Source organism: Dyadobacter endophyticus, from assembly GCF_014641595.1.
Classification (GTDB): Bacteria; Bacteroidota; Bacteroidia; order Cytophagales; family Spirosomataceae; genus Dyadobacter; species Dyadobacter endophyticus.
In genome coordinates this window covers 1,299,343-1,317,876 of the sequence record NZ_BMIA01000002.1, presented here as the reverse complement: position 1 = coordinate 1,317,876, position 18,534 = coordinate 1,299,343, and the positions used below count along the sequence as shown (strand labels likewise).

Genomic DNA, 18,534 nt, shown 5'->3' with positions numbered 1-18,534 from the left:
AAATAAACAAAAAAACGGCCGGATTGTTGCAATCCGGCCGTTGTAATATGGTTTGAGGTAACCTTAGTTTTTCAATGCTTCGGCACCACCTACGATTTCGAGGATTTCCTTCGTGATCGCTGCCTGACGTGTACGGTTGTACACAAGGCGGAGTTCTTTGAGAAGCTCCTGGGCGTTTTCAGTGGCTTTGTCCATCGCCGTCATACGCGCTCCCTGCTCCGATGCATTGGATTCGAGAACGGCGCGGTACAACTGGATTTTCAGCGACTTAGGGATCAGTTCCGCAAGGATTTCTTCTTCGGTCGGTTCAAAAATATAGTTAACCTCGGTCTTTTTCGACTTGGTCGATTTGTTTTCAGCTACGATCGGCAAATAGGGATCGGTGTGGATGATTTGTGTAGCTACGTTTTTGAATTCGTTGTACACGATATCCACCGCGTCGTAACGGCCATCAGAGAAATCCTTCATGATTTCTTCGGCGGCGCTTTTCGCGTTTACAAAGCTCAGACGGCCGAAAAGATCGGTGTAAGCTGTGTTCACGGTAAAGCCGCGGCGTACGAGCGACTCTGCGCCTTTTTTACCGATGGCAAAAATCTCTACATTTCCTTTCGCTGCCTGAGCCGCATATTTCGACTCGATCAGCTGGATTGTAGCTTTGATAACATTGGTATTGAATGCTCCGCACAATCCACGATCGGAAGTTACGACGATGATCAGCACCTTTTCCACCGCGCGAACGGCTTTCAAAGGGCTGTCGGCAGCGCTTTCCGATGCTGACGAAACTGTCAGAAGCATTTCTCCAAGCTTCTGTGCGTAAGGGCGCATTTGCAAAATGCTGTCCTGTGCACGACGCAGCTTGGCTGCCGCCACCATTTTCATGGCTTTGGTGATCTGCTGTGTGGAATTAACCGAAACAATACGGTTACGTACTTCTTTTAAGCTTGCCATTCTCTGGGTGTTTTAAGCGATCCGGTGATCCTATTATATATGTACTAGGAAAATGCCGGGACGTGTTCCGCTCCGGCATTTTTACCGGTGTTAACGATATTTTACAGCAACTTCTTTAGCTACTTTCTCGATAACGTCTGTTACGCTGTTGTCCAGTTTTCCGGCACGCAAAGCAGCAAGTGCTTCTTTATATTGTCCAGCCAATACGGTGGTGAAATCCTTTTCGAATTCCTTCACACGTGCTACGTCTACGGTATCCAGCAAGCCTTTGGTGGAAGCGTAAACAGTCGCTACCTGCAATTCAACAGGAACCGGCGCGTATTGTGCTTGTTTCAAAACTTCCTGGTTGCGGCGTCCCCGGTCGATCGCCAGCTTTGTAGCGGCATCGAGGTCGGAACCGAATTTCGCAAATGCTTCCAGTTCGCGGAACTGCGCCTGATCGAGTTTCAGGGTACCCGAAACTTTCTTCATCGATTTGATCTGCGCGTTACCACCCACACGGGATACCGAGATACCTACGTTGATCGCAGGACGGATACCAGAGTTGAACAGGTTGGATTCAAGGAAGATCTGACCGTCGGTGATCGAGATTACGTTCGTAGGAATGTAAGCCGAAACGTCACCAGCCTGTGTTTCGATGATCGGAAGGGCTGTCAGTGAACCACCACCTTTTACTTTACCTTTCAATGAAGGCGGAAGGTCGTTCATGTTGGCAGCGATGGTATCATCAGCGATGATTTTCGCAGCACGTTCCAAAAGACGGCTGTGGAGGTAGAATACGTCACCTGGGTAAGCTTCGCGGCCCGGAGGACGACGGAGTAGCAGGGACACCTCACGGTAAGATACCGCTTGTTTCGAAAGGTCATCGTAGATTACGAGAGCAGGACGGCCGGTGTCGCGGAAGTATTCACCGATCGCAGCACCTGTAAATGGTGCGTAGAATTGCATCGGAGAAGGATCGGAAGCACCAGCTGCCACGATTACCGTGTAATCCATCGCGCCGTATCTGCGAAGGGTAGCTTCGATCGACTTGATAGTCGAAGCTTTCTGTCCGCAGGCAACGTAGATACAAAATACGGGCTCTCCCTTGTCGTAGAACTCCTTCTGGTTAATAATTGTATCGATCGCAACCGCAGTTTTACCTGTCTGGCGGTCACCGATGATCAATTCGCGTTGTCCGCGTCCGATGGGGATCATGGCGTCGATCGCTTTGATACCCGTTTGAAGCGGCTCAGTTACCGGCTGGCGATAGATAACACCCGGAGCTTTGCGCTCGATAGGCATTTCAAACGTCTCACCCGTAATTGGTCCGTTTCCGTCGATCGGCTCAGCCAGAGTGTTAACCACACGGCCGATGATTCCGTCACCCACTTTCACGGAAGCGATTTCTTTGGTACGTTTTACAGTAGCACCTTCTTTGATGTCACTGAAATCCCCTAGTAATACGGCTCCCACATTGTCTTCCTCGAGGTTAAGAGCGAGGGCCTTAAGGCCGTTCTCGAAAACAAGCAGCTCACCTGCCTGTACCTGGGAAAGACCATAAATGCGGGCAACACCGTCACCAACCTGAAGGACTGTTCCTACTTCTTCGAGTTCTGCTTCTGATCGAGCGCCTGCAAGTTGTTCGCGCAGGATGGCCGAAACTTCATCCGGTCTAACAGATACCATAGTATAATTGACTTATTTAGAGTATAGTAGTAAGTTTTCTGAAAACTGCCGCAAAGGTAGAGTTTTATTTTGGTAAAAACAGAATGATTTAACTAAAACCTGTGATATAAAATTAGATTTTTCCAAGGATATGGGCGGAAGTGTACCGCCGGAGGCAAATTTACCGTTTATCAGCTTCTAATAACATTTTTAAAACTTTTTTAGGTACTGATTGTGTTTTTGTTGTAATTGAGATCGTTAATACCTCTTATATATTAAATTCTAATCTTTTCGACCGTCTTTCAGTATAATGTACAAATTAGAAAAAACCGTTTTAGCAGCCCTGGCATTTGGAGTATTGGTAACCGCGGAAAGCACAGCACAGACTATCAAGAAAACCACTAAACCCGCTGCAACTGTAAAGAAATCAGCGGCAACACCTGCAAAAACATTAGCAGCTCCTGCAACATTGAAAACAAGCGCCGACTCTTTGTCAGCAGCCATTGGAGTTAGCTTCGCAAATTCGTTATCGTCACAAGGTATCAGCGATATCAACAGCGAGTTGCTTACACAAACCGTTAAAGCAGCTCTTAAAGGTGAAAAAACGGCTTTTTCGGCGGATGAAGCCAATTTGTTTATACAAGGTTACTTCACCAAGATGATGGAAGAAAAAGGAGCGGTTGTGCGCAAGGAAGGGGAGAAGTTTTTGGAAGAAAACAAGAAGAAGCAAGGCGTGGTGACTACCGAGAGCGGCTTGCAATACCAGATCATCAAAACAGGCGACGGTCCAAAACCGGCGGCGACTGATAAGGTTAAGACACACTATCATGGCACATTGACCAATGGAACGGTTTTTGACAGCTCGGTCGACAGAGGCGAGCCGGTTGAGTTTCCGGTCAATGGCGTGATTAAAGGATGGACCGAAGCGCTTCAGTTAATGCCTGTCGGATCGAAATGGAAGCTTTTCATTCCATATCAGCTGGCTTACGGTGAGCGTGCGGCAGGTCCTCAGATACCGGCTTATTCAGCCCTCGTATTTGAGGTTGAATTATTGGAAATCGTAAAATAGCAAACGTGCAAATGAAAAAGTATCTTATCACTCTTATTCCGGTTGTGTTGCTGGGTTGGCAGCGGGGCCCTGTTCAGGAACGAGTGGGGGTGACGGCACCAGCAGCCGCCTCCATGGATGAAGATATCAAGCCGATTCCGGCGCAATACAAGGCGGAGGAGCTTACTACCAGGATCTTATCCAGTTATCATTATAGAAAAACAAAGCTGAACGATTCCCTTTCGGCAGCGATGTTTGATAAATACCTGGATGCGATAGACCACGGAAAACTTTACTACCTGGCTACCGATGTCGCGGAATTCGAGCAGTATAAGAACTCTTTCGACGACTATTTGCAGAAAAGGGAGCTGGATGTTCCTTTCCAGATCTATAATGTCTTCAGAAAGCGCTACAAAGAAAGAAGCGAGTACATTCAGACGTTGCTGAAAGAATCGAAGCCTTTCGATTTCACACAGGACGAGTCGATGAATACCGACCGCGAAAAAGCGGCTTGGGCCAAAAACACCGACGAACTGAACGACACGTGGCGGAAATACCTGAAAAGCGAGGCATTAGACCTCAAACTGTCGGGTAAAGCGGACACAGCAGTGGTAAGTACCCTGCGCGACCGCTACAAAAGCCGCGACCGTGCACTGGGACGCATCCGTACCGAACAAGTTTTCCAGATGTTCATGAATGCGTATGCAGAGTCACTCGACCCGCATACGAGCTACATGGCGCCTACTTCGGCTGACCGTTTCAAACAGGAAATGAGCCAGTCGCTGGAAGGTATCGGTGCATTGCTTCGTGAGGAAGATAATTATATCAAAATCGTAGAGGTCATCCCCGGTGGACCTGCATTCAAAGGCAAGCAACTTAAAAAGGAGGATAAAATCGTAGCGGTAGCACAGGGAGACGAAGGCAAGTTTGTGGACATCGTCGGCTGGTTTGTGGATGACGCCGTGAAACTGATCAAAGGCCCGAAATCTACTGTGGTGCGCTTGCAGATCATCTCTGCCGACGCATTGCCGGGCTCGGCTCCGAAGGAATATCGCCTTGTTCGCGAGAAGATCAAGCTGGAAGAGCAGCGTGCGAAGAGCGAGATCGTCTCTATTAACAATGGTAATAAGGACTATAAAATAGGGGTGATCGATATCCCGCTATTCTACCGCGACTTCGAAGGTGCGCAACACCGCGAGAAAGAATTTTCAAGTACAACCCGCGACGTTCAGAAACTGATTACCGACTTGCAGGCTGCGAACGTGGATGGTGTCGTGATCGACCTTCGTAATAACGGTGGTGGTTCGCTGACGGAGGCCGTTTCACTGACCGGCTTGTTCATCAACCGCGGACCGGTAGTTCAGGTGAAAGAAAGCCAGGGCGAAATAGAAGTACAATCGGACAACGACCCTGCAATTGCCTATGATGGGCCGCTGGCTGTAATGGTCAACCGATTCAGCGCATCAGCTTCCGAAATCTTCGCGGCTGCGATCCAGGATTACAAGCGCGGTTTGATCGTGGGTGAGCAAACTTATGGTAAAGGAACCGTTCAAACGCTGATCGACCTGAATCAATGGGTGCCAAAAGAGCAAGACCAGCTCGGCCAGGTGAAACTGACCGTTGCGAAATTCTATCGCATTAACGGCAGCAGCACACAGTTGAAAGGTGTGACACCCGATTTGGAACTGCCTACCGCATTTAAAGTAAATGAATATGGCGAAGGCTCGCAGCCAAGCGCATTGCCGTGGGATCAAATCCCTTCCTCGCGTTATGAGGTTACCAGCAATATCAATCCTAAAATCGTAGATCAAATCCGCGATAAGCACAAACACCGTCTCAAATCCGACGAGGAGCTGAAAACGCTTGTAAAAACGCTGGACGATTTCAAGCAGGCGCGTGAGAACAAGGTGGTGTCCTTGCAGGAATCTAAACGGAAAGCAGAGCGCGACGAAGCTGAGAAAAAGCGCGCGGCGATGAAGCAGCTTGGCGAGGACAATGTCGACGGTGACGACGAAGAGGAAACCGATTCAAAAGTTGCCGAGGCGCCCAAAGACGTGAAGAAGAAAAAGGATATCTATCTCACTGAAACCGGCCGTATTCTGGCCGACCTGATCGTAATCTCGAAAGAGCCGAGTCTGGCTGGGACTAAGAAGAAGTAGTTATCTAAACTAAGAAGAAGTAGTTATCTAAACAAGGATATGCAAAGAGAGCACCGATCGCGAGGTCGGTGCTCTCTTTGCATAATCGTAGGTTGATGGTTATTCCCAGCCGCCACCCAACGCCCGGTACAGCTCAACCAATGCAAGAAACTGTTCTTTCTGCACATTGGTTAGGTTAAGTTCCTCCTGCAAAACACCCCGTTGCGCGGTGATTACTTCGAGGTAGGAAGCGTAGCCAGTCAAAAACAGGTCTTTAGAGGTTGCTACGGCTTGTTGGAGTACTTCTACTTCCTGTTTTTTCAAATCGCCGATCTGGCGCGTATTTTCCAGCTTTTTGAGGCTTGTACTGACCTCCCTGAACCCGTTCAAAACTGATTTGTTGTAAGCATATAGTGCTTCCAGGCTCGCGGCTTCTGCACGTTTCTGGTTTGCTTTCAACGCTTTCCGGTTCACGAGCGGGGCTGTAAGGCCGCCAAGCGCGTTATATGCGAGTGAGCCCGACGAGAAGAGCAGGTTGCTTTTAAAGGCATTAAATCCCAGGAATGCCGTGATATTCAACGAAGGCAGAAATGCCAGTTGTGCGGCCTGTTGTTCGGAATAATTAGCGAGCAAGTCCAGTTGGGCCTGCTGGATGTCGGGTCTTCTGCGAAGCATTTGCACAGGTACGCCGGCGCTGATGACCTGCGGCATTGCTTGTTCCGACGTAGTGCCTCTGGCAATGGGCCCAGGGAAACGGCCTGTGAGGAGGTTTACATTGTTCTCGATTTCAATGACTTTCTGCTGTACTTCAAATTCGAGGCTGCGGGTGTTGAGCAACTGAGCTGTGAGCTGCCGCACGCCGAGTTCGTTGGCGCGGCCTGCTTCCTTTTGTATTTTAATCGTTTCCACCGCCGATTCCTGCAATGCGATGTTTTTCCGGATAATGTCGAGCTCGGTGTCGAGCGCCAAAAGTTCATAATAGGAACGTGCTATTTCGGCGATGAGGCCGGTGATGATCGCCTGACGACCTTTTTCGCTCGCCAAAAAGCGGGTGTAAGCAGCCTTTTTCTGATTTTTAAGTTTACCCCAAATATCTATTTCCCAAGAACTGCGCAGGCCGACGAAGTAATCGGGCATAAAAGGGGCTGGAAGGCGGCGATCTTCGTCGATGTTTCCTGAGAAGTTGGTATCGTAATTACCCACGCCGTCCATCGTGTAATCACCGAATTTGCGGCCGCCACCGGACACATCGCCTGACACGACGGGCAGCATAGCCCCGTGGGCCGCCATGATATTGGTCCGGGCCATTTCGATGCGCTGAACGGCCATTTTCAGGTCGAGGTTGTTTTGCAATGCTGTGTCGATCAGCGCGACGAGGTACCGGTCGTTGAAGAAGCTTTTCCATTGCAGCGACCCGATACCAGCGGAATCGGCCTGGCCTGCGAATGTTGCCGGGGTTTTGATTTGCGCACGCTGCTCCACGGGCTGCATCATTTTACAGCCTGATACCGAGATCAGCATTGCGGCAAACAGCAGGCCGGAAGCGTACTTTTTATGTCTTTTCATCAATATAAAATCTGATTTGAAAGGCCGCGGGGACTCGCCCCGCGGCCGAAACTGGATTCGAGGGGGCTTAATGCAGCAATGCTTCTTCCGTAGCCACTACCGGAGGAGGTGTTTTTTTCTTTTTGACCATGCTCGCAAATAAGACGTACAGGCCAGGAATAATGACCACCCCGAAAATGGTACCAATGAGCATCCCGCCCGCCGCCGCGGCGCCGATCGACCGGTTGCCGATCGCCCCGGCACCGGATGCCATTACCAGCGGGATAAGTCCCGCGACAAATGCGAATGAAGTCATCAAAATCGGGCGGAGACGCTCAGTGGCACCTTCCAGCACGGCTTCAATGACGGTACGGCCTTCTTTTTGGCGGATAATGGCATATTCCACGATCAGGATCGCGTTTTTACCCAAAAGACCGATGAGCATGACGAGCGAAACCTGTGCGTAAATGTTGTTTTCCAGTCCCATTAACTTCAATGCAAGGAATGCCCCGAAAACACCGGTAGGCAGCGAAAGGATTACCGGTAACGGCAGCAGGAAGCTTTCATATTGCGCCGCAAGCAGCAGGTACACGAACACCAGACAGATTCCGAATATGAAAATGGCCTGGTTTCCTGAAAGGATCTCCTCACGCGTCATACCCGACCAGTCGTAGGTGTAGCCTTTCGGCAAACTGGTCGCCGCCACGCGTTCGACGGCCTTGATTGCGTCTCCGCTGCTGTAACCAGGGGCCGCGTCGCCATTGACCATCGCTGACGTATACATATTATAGCGCGTCAGCAATTCGGGGCCGTACACCCTTTCAAGTTTGATAAAAGTTGAGAACGGCACCATTTCGCCCCGGTTGTTTTTGACATACAATTTGAGAATGTCCTCGGGGTTCTTGCGGAAGCTGGCATCCGCCTGCACCATTACCTTGTACATCTGCCCGAAACGGATGAAGTTGGAAGCGTAATAGCTACCGATCATGGTTTGGAGCGTGCTCATCGCGATGTCGATCGATACTCCCTTTTTGGCGGCAATGTCCGAATCGACGTGGATCATATATTGAGGAAAACTCGCGTCGAAGCTGCTGAATGCAGCGGCGATCTCGGGTGTAGCCGTGAGGTCTTTGATAAATTGGTTGGTAACCGCGGCTGTTTTTTGCAGATCTTCATTGCCTGAACGGTCCTGAACCCTTAGTTCGAAGCCACTGGAATTACCAAAGCCAGGCACGGTAGGAGGAGGGAAGAACTGGATTTCTGCATCGGTAATGTGCTTCGTTTTAGCCTCCATTTCCTTGATAATGTCCTGTACCGAAGCTTTCCGCTGGTCCCAGGGTTTCAGGTTGATCATCGCCATCCCGTACGACGAGCCCGCCGATTCGGTGAGCAAGCTGTAACCGGAAAGTGAAGAAACAGATTCTACCGGTTCGAGACTTTCAGCTACTTTTTGAATCTGATCCAATACGACTTCCGTCCTTTCGACAGTAGCACCTACCGGCGTGGTGACGTTCACGTTGATTACTCCCTGGTCTTCGGTTGGGATAAAGCCGCTTGGGAGAATGCTGTTAATACCAAAGGTGGCGACACAGAAGCCGATCAACAGTCCGATCGTAATCATTCTGCGGCTCACAATCGACGAAAGCAGTTTCCGATAACCGTTTTGCAAACCATCATAACCTTTGTTGAAACCATCAAAAAACCTTGTAAGCGGATTCTTTTTGACAGGCTGTCCGTGTGTGTTTTTCAACATCAACGCGCATAAAGCCGGCGTGAGCGTAAGCGCGTTGATACCCGAAATGACAATGGAAATAGCAAGGGTAATGGAAAACTGCCGGTAGAAAATCCCGACTGGCCCCGACATGAATGCAACCGGCACAAATACTGCCGACATGACCAGCGTGATCGCGATGATCGCGCCGCTCATTTCTTTCATCGATTCAATGGTTGCCGTTTTGGCGTCGAGATGCTTTTCGGCCATCTTGGCGTGCACCGCCTCAACGACCACAATCGCATTATCGACCACGATACCGATCGCCAGTACCAATGCGAAAAGCGTCAGCAGGTTGATGGAAAACCCGAACATTTGCATGAACGCAAACGTACCGACGAGCGCCACCGGCACCGCAAGGGCCGGAATAAGGGTAGAACGGAAGTCCTGCAAGAACAGGTAAACGATCAGGATCACGAGTATGAATGCCTCGATGAGCGTGCGGATTACCTCGTGAATGGAGGCGTCGAGAAAGCGAGAGACGTCGTAAGACACAAAATAGTCCATTCCAGGTGGGAATGTGGTCGTTTTAAGCTCTGCAACTTTGGTTTTAATGTTCTGAATAACCTCCTGCGCATTAGAGCCGGGGCGCTGCTTGATCATAATCGAAGCGGAAGGCCGTCCGTTCGATTTGGAAGCCATATCGTATTCCAGCGTACCAAACTCGATCTTGGCGACGTCTTTCAGTTTCAGAATGGAGCCGTCGGGATTGGAGCGCAGCACGATGTTTTCGTATTGCGCGGGTTCGAAGAGCTTTCCGGTATATTTCAATACATATTGTAATACATTCTTTTCACGGCCAGAGCTGACGCCCGTCTTACCCGGCGCAGCGACCACGTTCTGGTCGCGAATGGCCTGGATTACCTCGTCTGCGGAGACATTATAGCTGTTCATGCGGTCGGGTTGCAGCCATACGCGCATAGAGTAGTCTTTGCTACCCATGATCTGCGCGCGGCCTACGCCGTCGATCCTTTTCAGCTCTTTAAGAATATTAATATCGGCGAAGTTGTACACGAAATCCTCGCCCACCGTAGAATCGGAGCTCATGATATCGAGGTACATAAGCATGCTGTTCACCTCTTTTTCGGTGGTTACGCCGGCTTTGATTACTTCCTCCGGGAGCTCGTCGATAACAGTTTGTACCCGGTTTTGTACGTTCACCGCCGCGAGGTCGGGGTCTACGCCCACATTGAAGGAGATATTGATCGTCGTCACGCCATCGTTGCCGGAAACGCTCGTCATATAGGTCATGCCGGGCACCCCGTTGATCGCCTTTTCGAGCGGTACGGCTACGGCATCGACGCACACTTCCGCGTTGGCGCCGGTATAGGTAGCCGTTACGACAACCGACGGCGGAACAATGTCGGGAAATTGGGAAACAGGTAATTCCAGCACCGCCAGAACACCGAGCAGGGTAATAAATATGGAGATGACCAGCGATAAAACCGGTCGCTCAATGAATTTTTGAAACATGATCTACAATTCAGGTGATAGAAGAATGCTACCGCGCGGTAAGCTCGATTTTTTCGGCTGACACGGTGTCGGTAGATACCGTTTTCGGGTTAATCGTCACGCCGTCACGCAGGGATTGAAGCCCTTCGCAAACAATCGTTTCGCCTGATTCGAGACCTGATTTTACGACATAGAAAGTAGATAACCGTGATTGCGGCACAAAGCTGCGCGTCTTGATCTTGTTGTCCTTGCCAAGTACATACACGAAGTTTTTGTCCTGAATTTCGAAAGCGGCTTGTTGCGGAATGAGGATCGCATTGTCCACCGTGTTGGTAAGGCGGATCGTGCCCGTAGAGCCATGTTTCAGCAGTTTTTCAGGGTTTGAAAACCGTGCGCGGAAGGCAATGGAGCCGGTACCCTCGTCGAACGCACCTTCCATGGTCTCGATAATGCCTTTATGTTTGAAAAAGGAGCCGTCGGCCAGTTCCAGTTCTACCACGGCTTGTTTGGTCGCGGCCTTGTCACGGGCTTTGACGTATTCCAGGTATTCGTTTTCAGACACATTGAAATAGGCATAAACGGTTTTGATGTCTGACAGCGTGGTCAACAACGTGCCTTCGTCGATCAGGCTGCCCATTTTCGTAGGAAGGCGGTCGATCACGCCGTCGAATGGTGCTTTAATTACGGTGTGCGCCAGCTGTATGGCCGCATTCGATTTCTCGGATTTCGCTTCCTCAATTTTCGCATTAGCAGCAGCCAGTTTCGCCTGCGCTACTTCCAGCTCGCTTTTCGCCACGACATTCTTATCCACCAGCAGCTTTACGCGCTTTACTTCCAGCTCGGCGCCTTTTGCGTCGGCGATCGCGCTTTGCAGGTTGGCCTTCGCTTTGGCCAGCTGCGCTTCATATTCTTCATTATTAATGCGGAACAAAGTCTGTCCTTTTCTGACTTCCTTACCCTCGTCCACATACACTTCTTCGAGGTAACCCTTCACGCGGGCGTATATTTCCACGTTCCGCAGGGCGTGGATGTTGCCTACGTATTCGCGGTGTAGTTCGGTTTTCTGAGGCCTGAGTTCCGTTACGGGGATGGTCGGAACGCTGTCTTTTGTCTCCGATAAAGTTTCACTTTTCGAAGCGCAGCCGTAGGTGAAAATGCTGACAAGCAAAAGCAGCGGCCATTTTAGGTCTTTCATCATGATGCGTTTGTATAAATTGGTTGGGGCAAGGGAATAGGAATAGCCTTTTGGCCGCGCGGGAATACCGTGCAGCAAAAAGAATAGCATGAATGCCCGGAACGGCCAGTATATGCGCGAATGGGCACAACCAGACGGTCCGTCAGCTACGAAAATGTTGGATTAAAGAACGCTTGCGGCGAGTTCAAAAAGGGCAAAGGCGATGGAGGAAGCTGTAATAGTCGGGCAGCGTAATTTCTCCATTGCTAACGAAAAGCAGTTGAACAGACTCCCTAATAACTTTGGAAGGCCTGGTAATTTCGCACTGGGGTATTGCTTGCGAGATCAGCGTCAGGAAGCGGTAGGTAGAGTGCCGGCGGTTGAAAAGCTTGGAAAGAGATTCCTTCCATTTTGTTTCATCGGCCCTGACGATCGTCTCGTTTTGGCAGATTGTATCATCGATTAACACAATATCCTTGCTGCCGGGCCTTTCCTGAATTTCGAAGGGAGAGAAAGCCCCGGTTCCGATATCAATCTTGCACGCAATAGCCTTCTGTTGCCCCAGGAGCAATGAAACGGCGAATTGAGCGAGCCAGAAAAACAATACAAAAGTTCTTTTTGTCATGATGCTGATAAGGATCAGGTCATTGAAAATTCATACTTTTATAATGAATTCAAGAATGATTGGAACTATTGGAACGGAATTGTGATACAAACGGGCAATAATTCAAATATAACGTTTCAAATGTAGATTGCAAACCTCAGGCATTGTTAATGAACGTTAACGAGAAATATTTGACTGGTATTGAATGCGGAACGTTCATTTCTGTGACGGAACAGGCCATGGAAAGTAATTTTTGAACTTGTGTTTTTCCACTTAAACAGGGAACTTGACCTCATGGAAACCGAAAGTGGAAAACGCTGTAACTTTTTGATAGAAAAGCGTATATTGACCAGGCTATTCGATTTTTCGCGAAACGCTCAATGCCCTAGACAATGGCTGTCACCCCTATTTACACCGAACATTTTGTACTGACCAAAATGACGGCCGGAGACGGCGACAAATATTTCAGACTGAGCAACAATGCCAATGTGATGAAATACGTTACGGGCTATTCGCTGAACCGCGAGGAGTCGGATAACATGCTCAAAAGTTTCCTGGAAGAATATGGTATGGACACGTATCTCGGGAGGTATCTTATCGAAGACAGGCATTCGGGGGAATTGATAGGGGCGGCCAAGCTGGATAGGGTAGGATCGGCGATAGAGATCGGCTACCGGGTCATGGAGGAGTTCTGGGGGAAGGGGGTAGCTACGGAAATTGCGACGGGGCTGATCAGGTTTTCCAAAAATGTGCTGCATGCCAGGGATGTGATCGCATTTGTGAATGTCAATAACATTGCCTCTATCCGCGTGTTGGAAAAGGCTGGAATGATCAATACCGAATTGATCGAAGATCTTGATGAAGTGAAGTACAGGTTCAATTATTCACCCAAAAACACCTTCCCTATGAAAAAAGTACTCTACATTATCCTGGGACTTGTTGCGCTGGCCCTCATTGCTGCTTTCATTATGCCAAAAGACTACGCCGTCGAGCGTGAAATCGTCGTGAACAAACCCAAAGCGGAGGTTTTTGAATACCTGAAATCTTTAAAGAGCCAGAACGATTGGAGTGTTTGGGGACGTCGTGATCCCAACATGGTCAAAACCTTCTCGGGCAACGACGGAACCGTTGGCTTTGTGTCGATGTGGGAAGGGAATGACGAGGTCGGGAAAGGCGAGCAGGAAATTACCAAAATTGACGAAGGCCGGCGGATTGATACCCAGCTGCGTTTCATGAAACCGTTTGAAAGTACCAGCGACGCTTATATGATCACGGAAGGGATCGATTCGACGTCCACCCGCGTCCGCTGGGGTTTTACCGGCAAAATGCCTATCCCAATGAACGTGATGCTCCCTTTCATGAATATGGAAGAATCAATCGGAAAGGATTTTCAGGACGGACTAACCAATCTCAAAGGAATACTGGAAAAGCAATGAGTGCCACCGATCCGCGCATTGACGCTTACATTGTCAAATCGGCCAGTTTTGCCATTCCCATACTCGAATACCTGCGCGCGCTCGTACATGAGGCATGCCCGGAAGCGAAGGAAACCATGAAATGGAGTTTCCCGCATTTCGAATACAAAGGTGCTATCCTGTGTAGTATGGCATCTTTTAAACAGCACTGTTCCTTCGGCTTCTGGCTGGAATCGAGGCTAAGCGACCCCCATAATTTACTCGCAGTCAACGGCGAGCGGGTTGGAATGGGAAGTCTTGGGAAAATTTCAAATATCGAAGACCTTCCGGCGGAGGAGCATTTGAGAGGGTTTATAGTAGAAGCAATGCACCTGATCGATAGCGGTGTAAAGCAGAAAAAGGATGATAAGCCAAAGGAAACGAAGGAACTGGTGGTTCCTACTTATCTTACCCAGGCATTAGAAGATAACGCGGCGGCAAAGAAGGTTTTTGAGGGATTCAGCTATTCAAATAAAAAAGAATATGTGGAATGGTTTGAGGATGCTAAAACCGAGGCCACGCGTGAAAAACGCATTGCGCAGGCGCTGGAATGGCTGGCAGAAGGGAAGGTACGGAACTGGAAGTACGTCAGATAATTCAAAAATCCCGGAGCGATCCGGGATTTTTGAATTTCACCATTTGGGTGTCCATTAAAACCTGCCATCCTCTCCCGCAATCGTGTATCTGAAAGTGTAGTAGCTTGATTCTTCCGTAGGCACATCTTCCGGCGCGCCTTTGTAGTAGCTGATTATTTCCAATTTGGCCACTTTCCCGTTGGCAGTTCTGACCAAAAGTGTCCTTCCCGGAATCGGCAGGATAGCGTGGACGCTCATATCGTATTTGTACCAGCTATTGCCGCTTCCGCCCGGAATGGCGAAGCCAGCATCACCGTCGGTTTTGTAGCCATCTTTGGGTGCTTCGCTTACCTGGTCGAAGGGCTTTTCCAAAACGATAGCGCCGCCCCCGCCAGGGCCGCTGGTGCCGCTGTTGGTGGCAATGGTGGTTTTGCTGAATGCAATGTCCCAGTTTTTCGTCTTCGCATCGGTACCAGGCACTTCCTTGCCGGTAGCGAGGCTGAAATAGATGTAGGACTTGGTATTTGCATTCAGGTCTTTAATGACCATGATTTCCGGCTTTGCCTGTGCCAGAATTTGTGCTCCTGTTTTTACAGGCGCGGTCTCCGGCATTGCGGCCAATGCAAAAATGGAAAGGATGATGGATTTCAATATCATATTCAGGCTCCCTTTTTAACCAGTTTGTATTCCAATTTCGGCTTCCCGCGCTCGCCGCCATCGCTGGAATGGAAGCTCACGAAACGAAGTTTGTAAATGTTGCCGGCCGGATCTTTGATGAGGTAGAAACGATCCGTTTTAACACCGATGGTGCCTTGCGTGACACGCCATTTTGAGCCAATGACATCCGCAGCTTTGCTGAATGTAATGCCGGTCAGATTACTTTCGGCAAATGCGTCGTAAGTTGCTGTGCTGGTGAGGACTTCCACAGCTTCCACACCCCCGAGATTGTTGGTGAACACCAGGTCGGAGAAGCCGTAAGGGATCAACCCGGAGCCGAAATTGGTGAAATACATGCTGTAACCCCATTTCAGGTCCCAGCGGTCTTTCGCAGGTTCTACGCCGACAGTCGCGCCTTTTTCAAGCGAAACAAAATCGAAGTTGTAAGCAGCATTTTTAGTGATATCCAGGGTTTTGAAGGTTGTTTCATTCACTTTGGCGTACTGCAATGTGTAACCGGTTCCCTTACGTAGAATGCGGATCTTGTATAAATCAGCCACCGGAAGGACGTCCATCGACCCGCCTTTTCGGTTAAGAATGTAAACTTTATTCTCAGCGTCGGTGGCCGAGACTGCCGCGATTACTGTTTTAGTGAGGTCTCCGGCAGCGTCGTCTACGAGGGAGAGTTTACCCACGCCCTGGCCGACAGCCAATGAATCCGGTTTGAAATCCTTGTCGGAAACCGCGTTAATGTCTGTCTTGTTAATCGCCAGTGCCGATGCACCATTCGTTGCATTGATGGTTACTCGGAAATCGGTACCATTGAAAAAGCCGAGATCCCAGCTGCTGCGGAGAACGGGCGTTTGCACGTTGGCGCTCAGGTCAAGGAATACCGAATTGGCGGCGCTGCTTCCGGGTTCGTTGCCGGCGATACCGTTCAGTTGAATGCTGGTACCATCGGAAATGATCGCTTTGAAGCTCAGTTTCAAAGCTGAGGTGGTGCCAACCAATACCGGCGCGCCTACCGAGGCAATTTTGAATGCAATGCTCTCGTCACCATCCAGCAAGACGCCCGTTTTCTTGCTTACTTTGAAAGAAACCGACGACTGCCCTGCGGGTACCGACAGTGTGATCGTGTTGTTTGCGGTAGCGGGAGTAGTGGTAAACTCCGTGTCGTAGGTAAGTTGTGTCGGGGTCAATGTCACTGAAACGGGCGTTGCTGCGTCCACAGCCCTCGTAAGCGTGATTTTAATCTCGGTTTCTTCCCCTTCAAAACCCTTGTCGGCGGCCTCGAAAGCCACCAGGTTATCCGGTAGTGGCGGCTCGTCGTCGCTGCAAGCGTTGAATGTTCCCAGAAATGCAACCAGTAATAGCGACCGGACTATTTTCTTCATAATGTATTGGAGTTATAATGAAAGGGTAATTGATTGTTAATGCTTTGTCCATTGAAAAACGAGGCCGAGGAAATACGACCGACCGAATGACATCGGTACCGCGCCGCCCGTGCTATGTGCGCCGCCGGTGTCGGTTGAGGTGTTTTGCAGGTTGGTCACGTCGAAAAGGTTCTTAATCCCCCCCAGCAGATTGACGTACTGGCCCAGTGTCTTGCTAAACGTCAGGTCGGCCATGTGAAAGCCTTCGGTTTCGGCCAGATGAATATTGACCTGGTCGGCGGTCTCGTAGATGGGGCGCTTGCCGGAGAATTTGTAGAATAGATTAATACTCGCACCCGCTTTTTTGAAAGTATAAAGCAGGTTTGCGTTAATTTCCGTTGACCAGACAAACTCGGGCAGCGAGCCGAAATCTTGCGGCGATGCCGAAAATTCATTGTATCGGCCAATATAAGTTGCCCCGACTGTCGCTTGCAGGTTTTTCCAGAATAGCTTGTTATCGAACGAAAACCCTGTGGTCTTGAATAAATGGATATTCAGATAGGTTGTCTGCGTCCGGTCGTTCGGATCGATGGCGGTGTCGATAAGGTCGTGGAAAACATTGTAAAACCCGCCTAATGTGGAGTTAATGCGGAGCTCTTCGCGGCTGACGGCCTGCCAGACGAGGAAGGAGTTGAAACTGTTGGAGTATTCGGCTTTCAAGTTGACATTACCATTAATGGAATGTGATGCGTCATGAAAATCAAAATACAGCTCGCGTAGCGCAGGAGAGCGAAACCCGCGTGCATACCCGAAACGGAAATCCAGCGATTTGCTCAATATAAGTTTACCGTTCAGCGACGGGATTACGGGCGGAGCATCATAAATCGAATTTTTCAGGAACCGTAAACCGGGTGTAAGTTTGAAAAACTGCCCGAAACGGATCTCAGGAGCTACAAACAGCGCATATTCATTAATGGTAGGCGTGCCATTGACGCGCGCGCCGGAGGCATTATTGTTCGAAAAATCGATTCCGGCTAATACCGAAAGATGATCGCCGGCTTTGTAAAAGGCCGTTCCACGGAAAAATGCAGTGGTGAAAATAGATTTGTCCTGCGAGCCGGGTTCGAGGGACAATGTACGCCGGCCGGTTGAATCGATCTTCGTGCTTAAAGTCCTGCGCGAATAGTCGGTATAGGAGCCGACAGCCGTAAGGCTCAATTTCTCATTGACCTTCCATTCCGACTGCACCTGATGGAGCCAGCGTTTGCTGATATATTCTTGATCACCAGCTTCTTTTAAGAGGTTTAAGTTGCCCAGGCTTGTGATGGTTTCGTCGGTGCCGTTGAAGCGATACCAGACGTTCCATTGCTTGCCTGTAAACCGGGTGCCCGCGGTGTAGAGCATCTGGTCTTTGGGCTTCCAGGCTTGGGCACGTCCTGTGGAGGCACCTTGCCACCCGCCAAAGTTATTTCGGGTCACATTGCCGGATAGCTGCAAATAGGCATTCTGCCAGGTGACGCCGACGCCTTGGTTATGAGTTCCTTTTTTGGTTAATGCGTTGTATTCATCGCCCGCTGTCTCTTCCTGTAACCGCGCATTCACGGTGATCGAAGAACCGTCTTGCGCCTTTTTGGTGATGATATTGATCACTCCCGCCAATGCATCTGTTCCGTATATGACCGACATCGGGCCTTCGACGATTTCGATTTTTTCAATGGTGTTGATGTCCACCTGCCCCAGACTTTCGCGGCTATCGCCCCGGTCGGTGAGCGGAATGCCGTCGAGGAGGATTTTGATACCGCGGCCCGTGATGCCCATCAGTTGAATATCGCTGGTGCCAAGGGTTAGATCATTGGAAAACCGTATTCCAAGCTCGGTATTGAGGATAGTCTGCAAATTGGTCGCGCCTCGCAGGCGAATGCGCTCGCTGTCGATCGTGCGCACCTGGTACACCGAGTTTCGTAGCGATTGCGGTTCAGATTGCCCGGTAATTACGACCTCATTCAAAGATCGTGTTGTATCCGAGGCCTTTGTAGCGTCGACTCTGGACGTAGGAACGCCACTTCCCTCCTGAGCCATCAGACTACTGATTACCAGCAATATCAAAGTGACGGTAAAATAATATTTCACGGAAGATTAATTTAGACT

Annotated in this window: 13 protein-coding genes; 4 read left to right on the top strand and 9 right to left on the bottom strand. The window is 49.7% G+C overall.

Annotated elements, in window-relative coordinates; genetic code table 11:
• Positions 1 to 63 precede the first annotated feature (63 nt).
• Positions 64 to 948 carry an ATP synthase F1 subunit gamma gene (atpG, locus tag IEY24_RS17595; RefSeq protein WP_188934404.1) on the bottom strand — a complete coding sequence of 295 codons (885 nt, stop codon included), beginning with the start codon at positions 946 to 948 and terminating at the stop codon, positions 64 to 66.
• A 90-nt stretch (positions 949 to 1,038) separates the two neighbouring features.
• Positions 1,039 to 2,616 (bottom strand): F0F1 ATP synthase subunit alpha, encoded by a 1,578-nt coding sequence (gene atpA, locus IEY24_RS17590; protein WP_188934402.1) that lies wholly within the window; start codon positions 2,614 to 2,616, stop codon positions 1,039 to 1,041.
• A 289-nt stretch (positions 2,617 to 2,905) separates the two neighbouring features.
• On the opposite strand from atpA, the gene bamJ reads away from it, so the two are divergent.
• Together bamJ and IEY24_RS17580 are read left to right on the top strand one after the other, a co-directional pair.
• A complete protein-coding gene (bamJ, locus tag IEY24_RS17585) occupies positions 2,906 to 3,664 on the top strand; it encodes a BamJ family beta-barrel-assembly machinery protein (protein ID WP_188934400.1) in 759 nt (252 codons plus the stop codon).
• A gap of 11 nt (positions 3,665 to 3,675) precedes the next feature.
• The gene (locus tag IEY24_RS17580) at positions 3,676 to 5,802 is read left to right on the top strand and encodes a carboxy terminal-processing peptidase (protein WP_188934398.1); all 2,127 of its coding nucleotides are present in this window, start codon (positions 3,676 to 3,678) and stop codon (positions 5,800 to 5,802) included.
• 99 nt (positions 5,803 to 5,901) lie between these two features.
• Here the strand turns inward: IEY24_RS17580 and IEY24_RS17575 are convergent, their stop codons facing one another.
• The 4 genes from IEY24_RS17575 to IEY24_RS17560 form a co-directional block, all read right to left on the bottom strand.
• The gene (locus IEY24_RS17575) at positions 5,902 to 7,347 is read right to left on the bottom strand and encodes an efflux transporter outer membrane subunit (protein WP_188934396.1); all 1,446 of its coding nucleotides are present in this window, start codon (positions 7,345 to 7,347) and stop codon (positions 5,902 to 5,904) included.
• 67 nt (positions 7,348 to 7,414) lie between these two features.
• Positions 7,415 to 10,570: an efflux RND transporter permease subunit gene (locus tag IEY24_RS17570; RefSeq protein ID WP_188934394.1), complete on the bottom strand. Its 3,156-nt coding sequence runs from the start codon at positions 10,568 to 10,570 to the stop codon at positions 7,415 to 7,417.
• Positions 10,571 to 10,598: 28 nt separating this feature from the next.
• On the bottom strand, positions 10,599 to 11,744 hold the full coding sequence (locus IEY24_RS17565; protein ID WP_188935241.1) for an efflux RND transporter periplasmic adaptor subunit: 1,146 nt from the start codon (positions 11,742 to 11,744) through the stop codon (positions 10,599 to 10,601).
• Between the two features lie 184 nt (positions 11,745 to 11,928).
• Positions 11,929 to 12,348 carry a hypothetical protein gene (locus IEY24_RS17560; RefSeq protein ID WP_188934392.1) on the bottom strand — a complete coding sequence of 140 codons (420 nt, stop codon included), beginning with the start codon at positions 12,346 to 12,348 and terminating at the stop codon, positions 11,929 to 11,931.
• A 371-nt stretch (positions 12,349 to 12,719) separates the two neighbouring features.
• Between IEY24_RS17560 and IEY24_RS17555 the strand changes: the two genes are divergently transcribed.
• Complete coding sequence (locus IEY24_RS17555) at positions 12,720 to 13,763, top strand: GNAT family N-acetyltransferase (protein WP_188934390.1); 1,044 nt, start codon at positions 12,720 to 12,722, stop codon at positions 13,761 to 13,763.
• On the top strand, positions 13,760 to 14,377 hold the full coding sequence (locus IEY24_RS17550) for a YdeI/OmpD-associated family protein (protein ID WP_188934388.1): 618 nt from the start codon (positions 13,760 to 13,762) through the stop codon (positions 14,375 to 14,377). Before IEY24_RS17555 ends, IEY24_RS17550 begins: the two co-directional genes overlap by 4 nt.
• Positions 14,378 to 14,431: 54 nt before the next feature.
• Here the strand turns inward: IEY24_RS17550 and IEY24_RS17545 are convergent, their stop codons facing one another.
• The 3 genes from IEY24_RS17545 to IEY24_RS17535 are packed head-to-tail and all read right to left on the bottom strand — an operon-like array spanning position 14,432 to position 18,516.
• Positions 14,432 to 15,013 carry an HmuY family protein gene (locus IEY24_RS17545; protein WP_188934386.1) on the bottom strand — a complete coding sequence of 194 codons (582 nt, stop codon included), beginning with the start codon at positions 15,011 to 15,013 and terminating at the stop codon, positions 14,432 to 14,434.
• 2 nt (positions 15,014 to 15,015) lie between these two features.
• On the bottom strand, positions 15,016 to 16,407 hold the full coding sequence (locus IEY24_RS17540) for an HmuY family protein (RefSeq protein ID WP_188934384.1): 1,392 nt from the start codon (positions 16,405 to 16,407) through the stop codon (positions 15,016 to 15,018).
• A 36-nt stretch (positions 16,408 to 16,443) separates the two neighbouring features.
• Positions 16,444 to 18,516 carry a TonB-dependent receptor plug domain-containing protein gene (locus IEY24_RS17535; protein WP_229222526.1) on the bottom strand — a complete coding sequence of 691 codons (2,073 nt, stop codon included), beginning with the start codon at positions 18,514 to 18,516 and terminating at the stop codon, positions 16,444 to 16,446.
• Positions 18,517 to 18,534 lie beyond the last annotated feature (18 nt).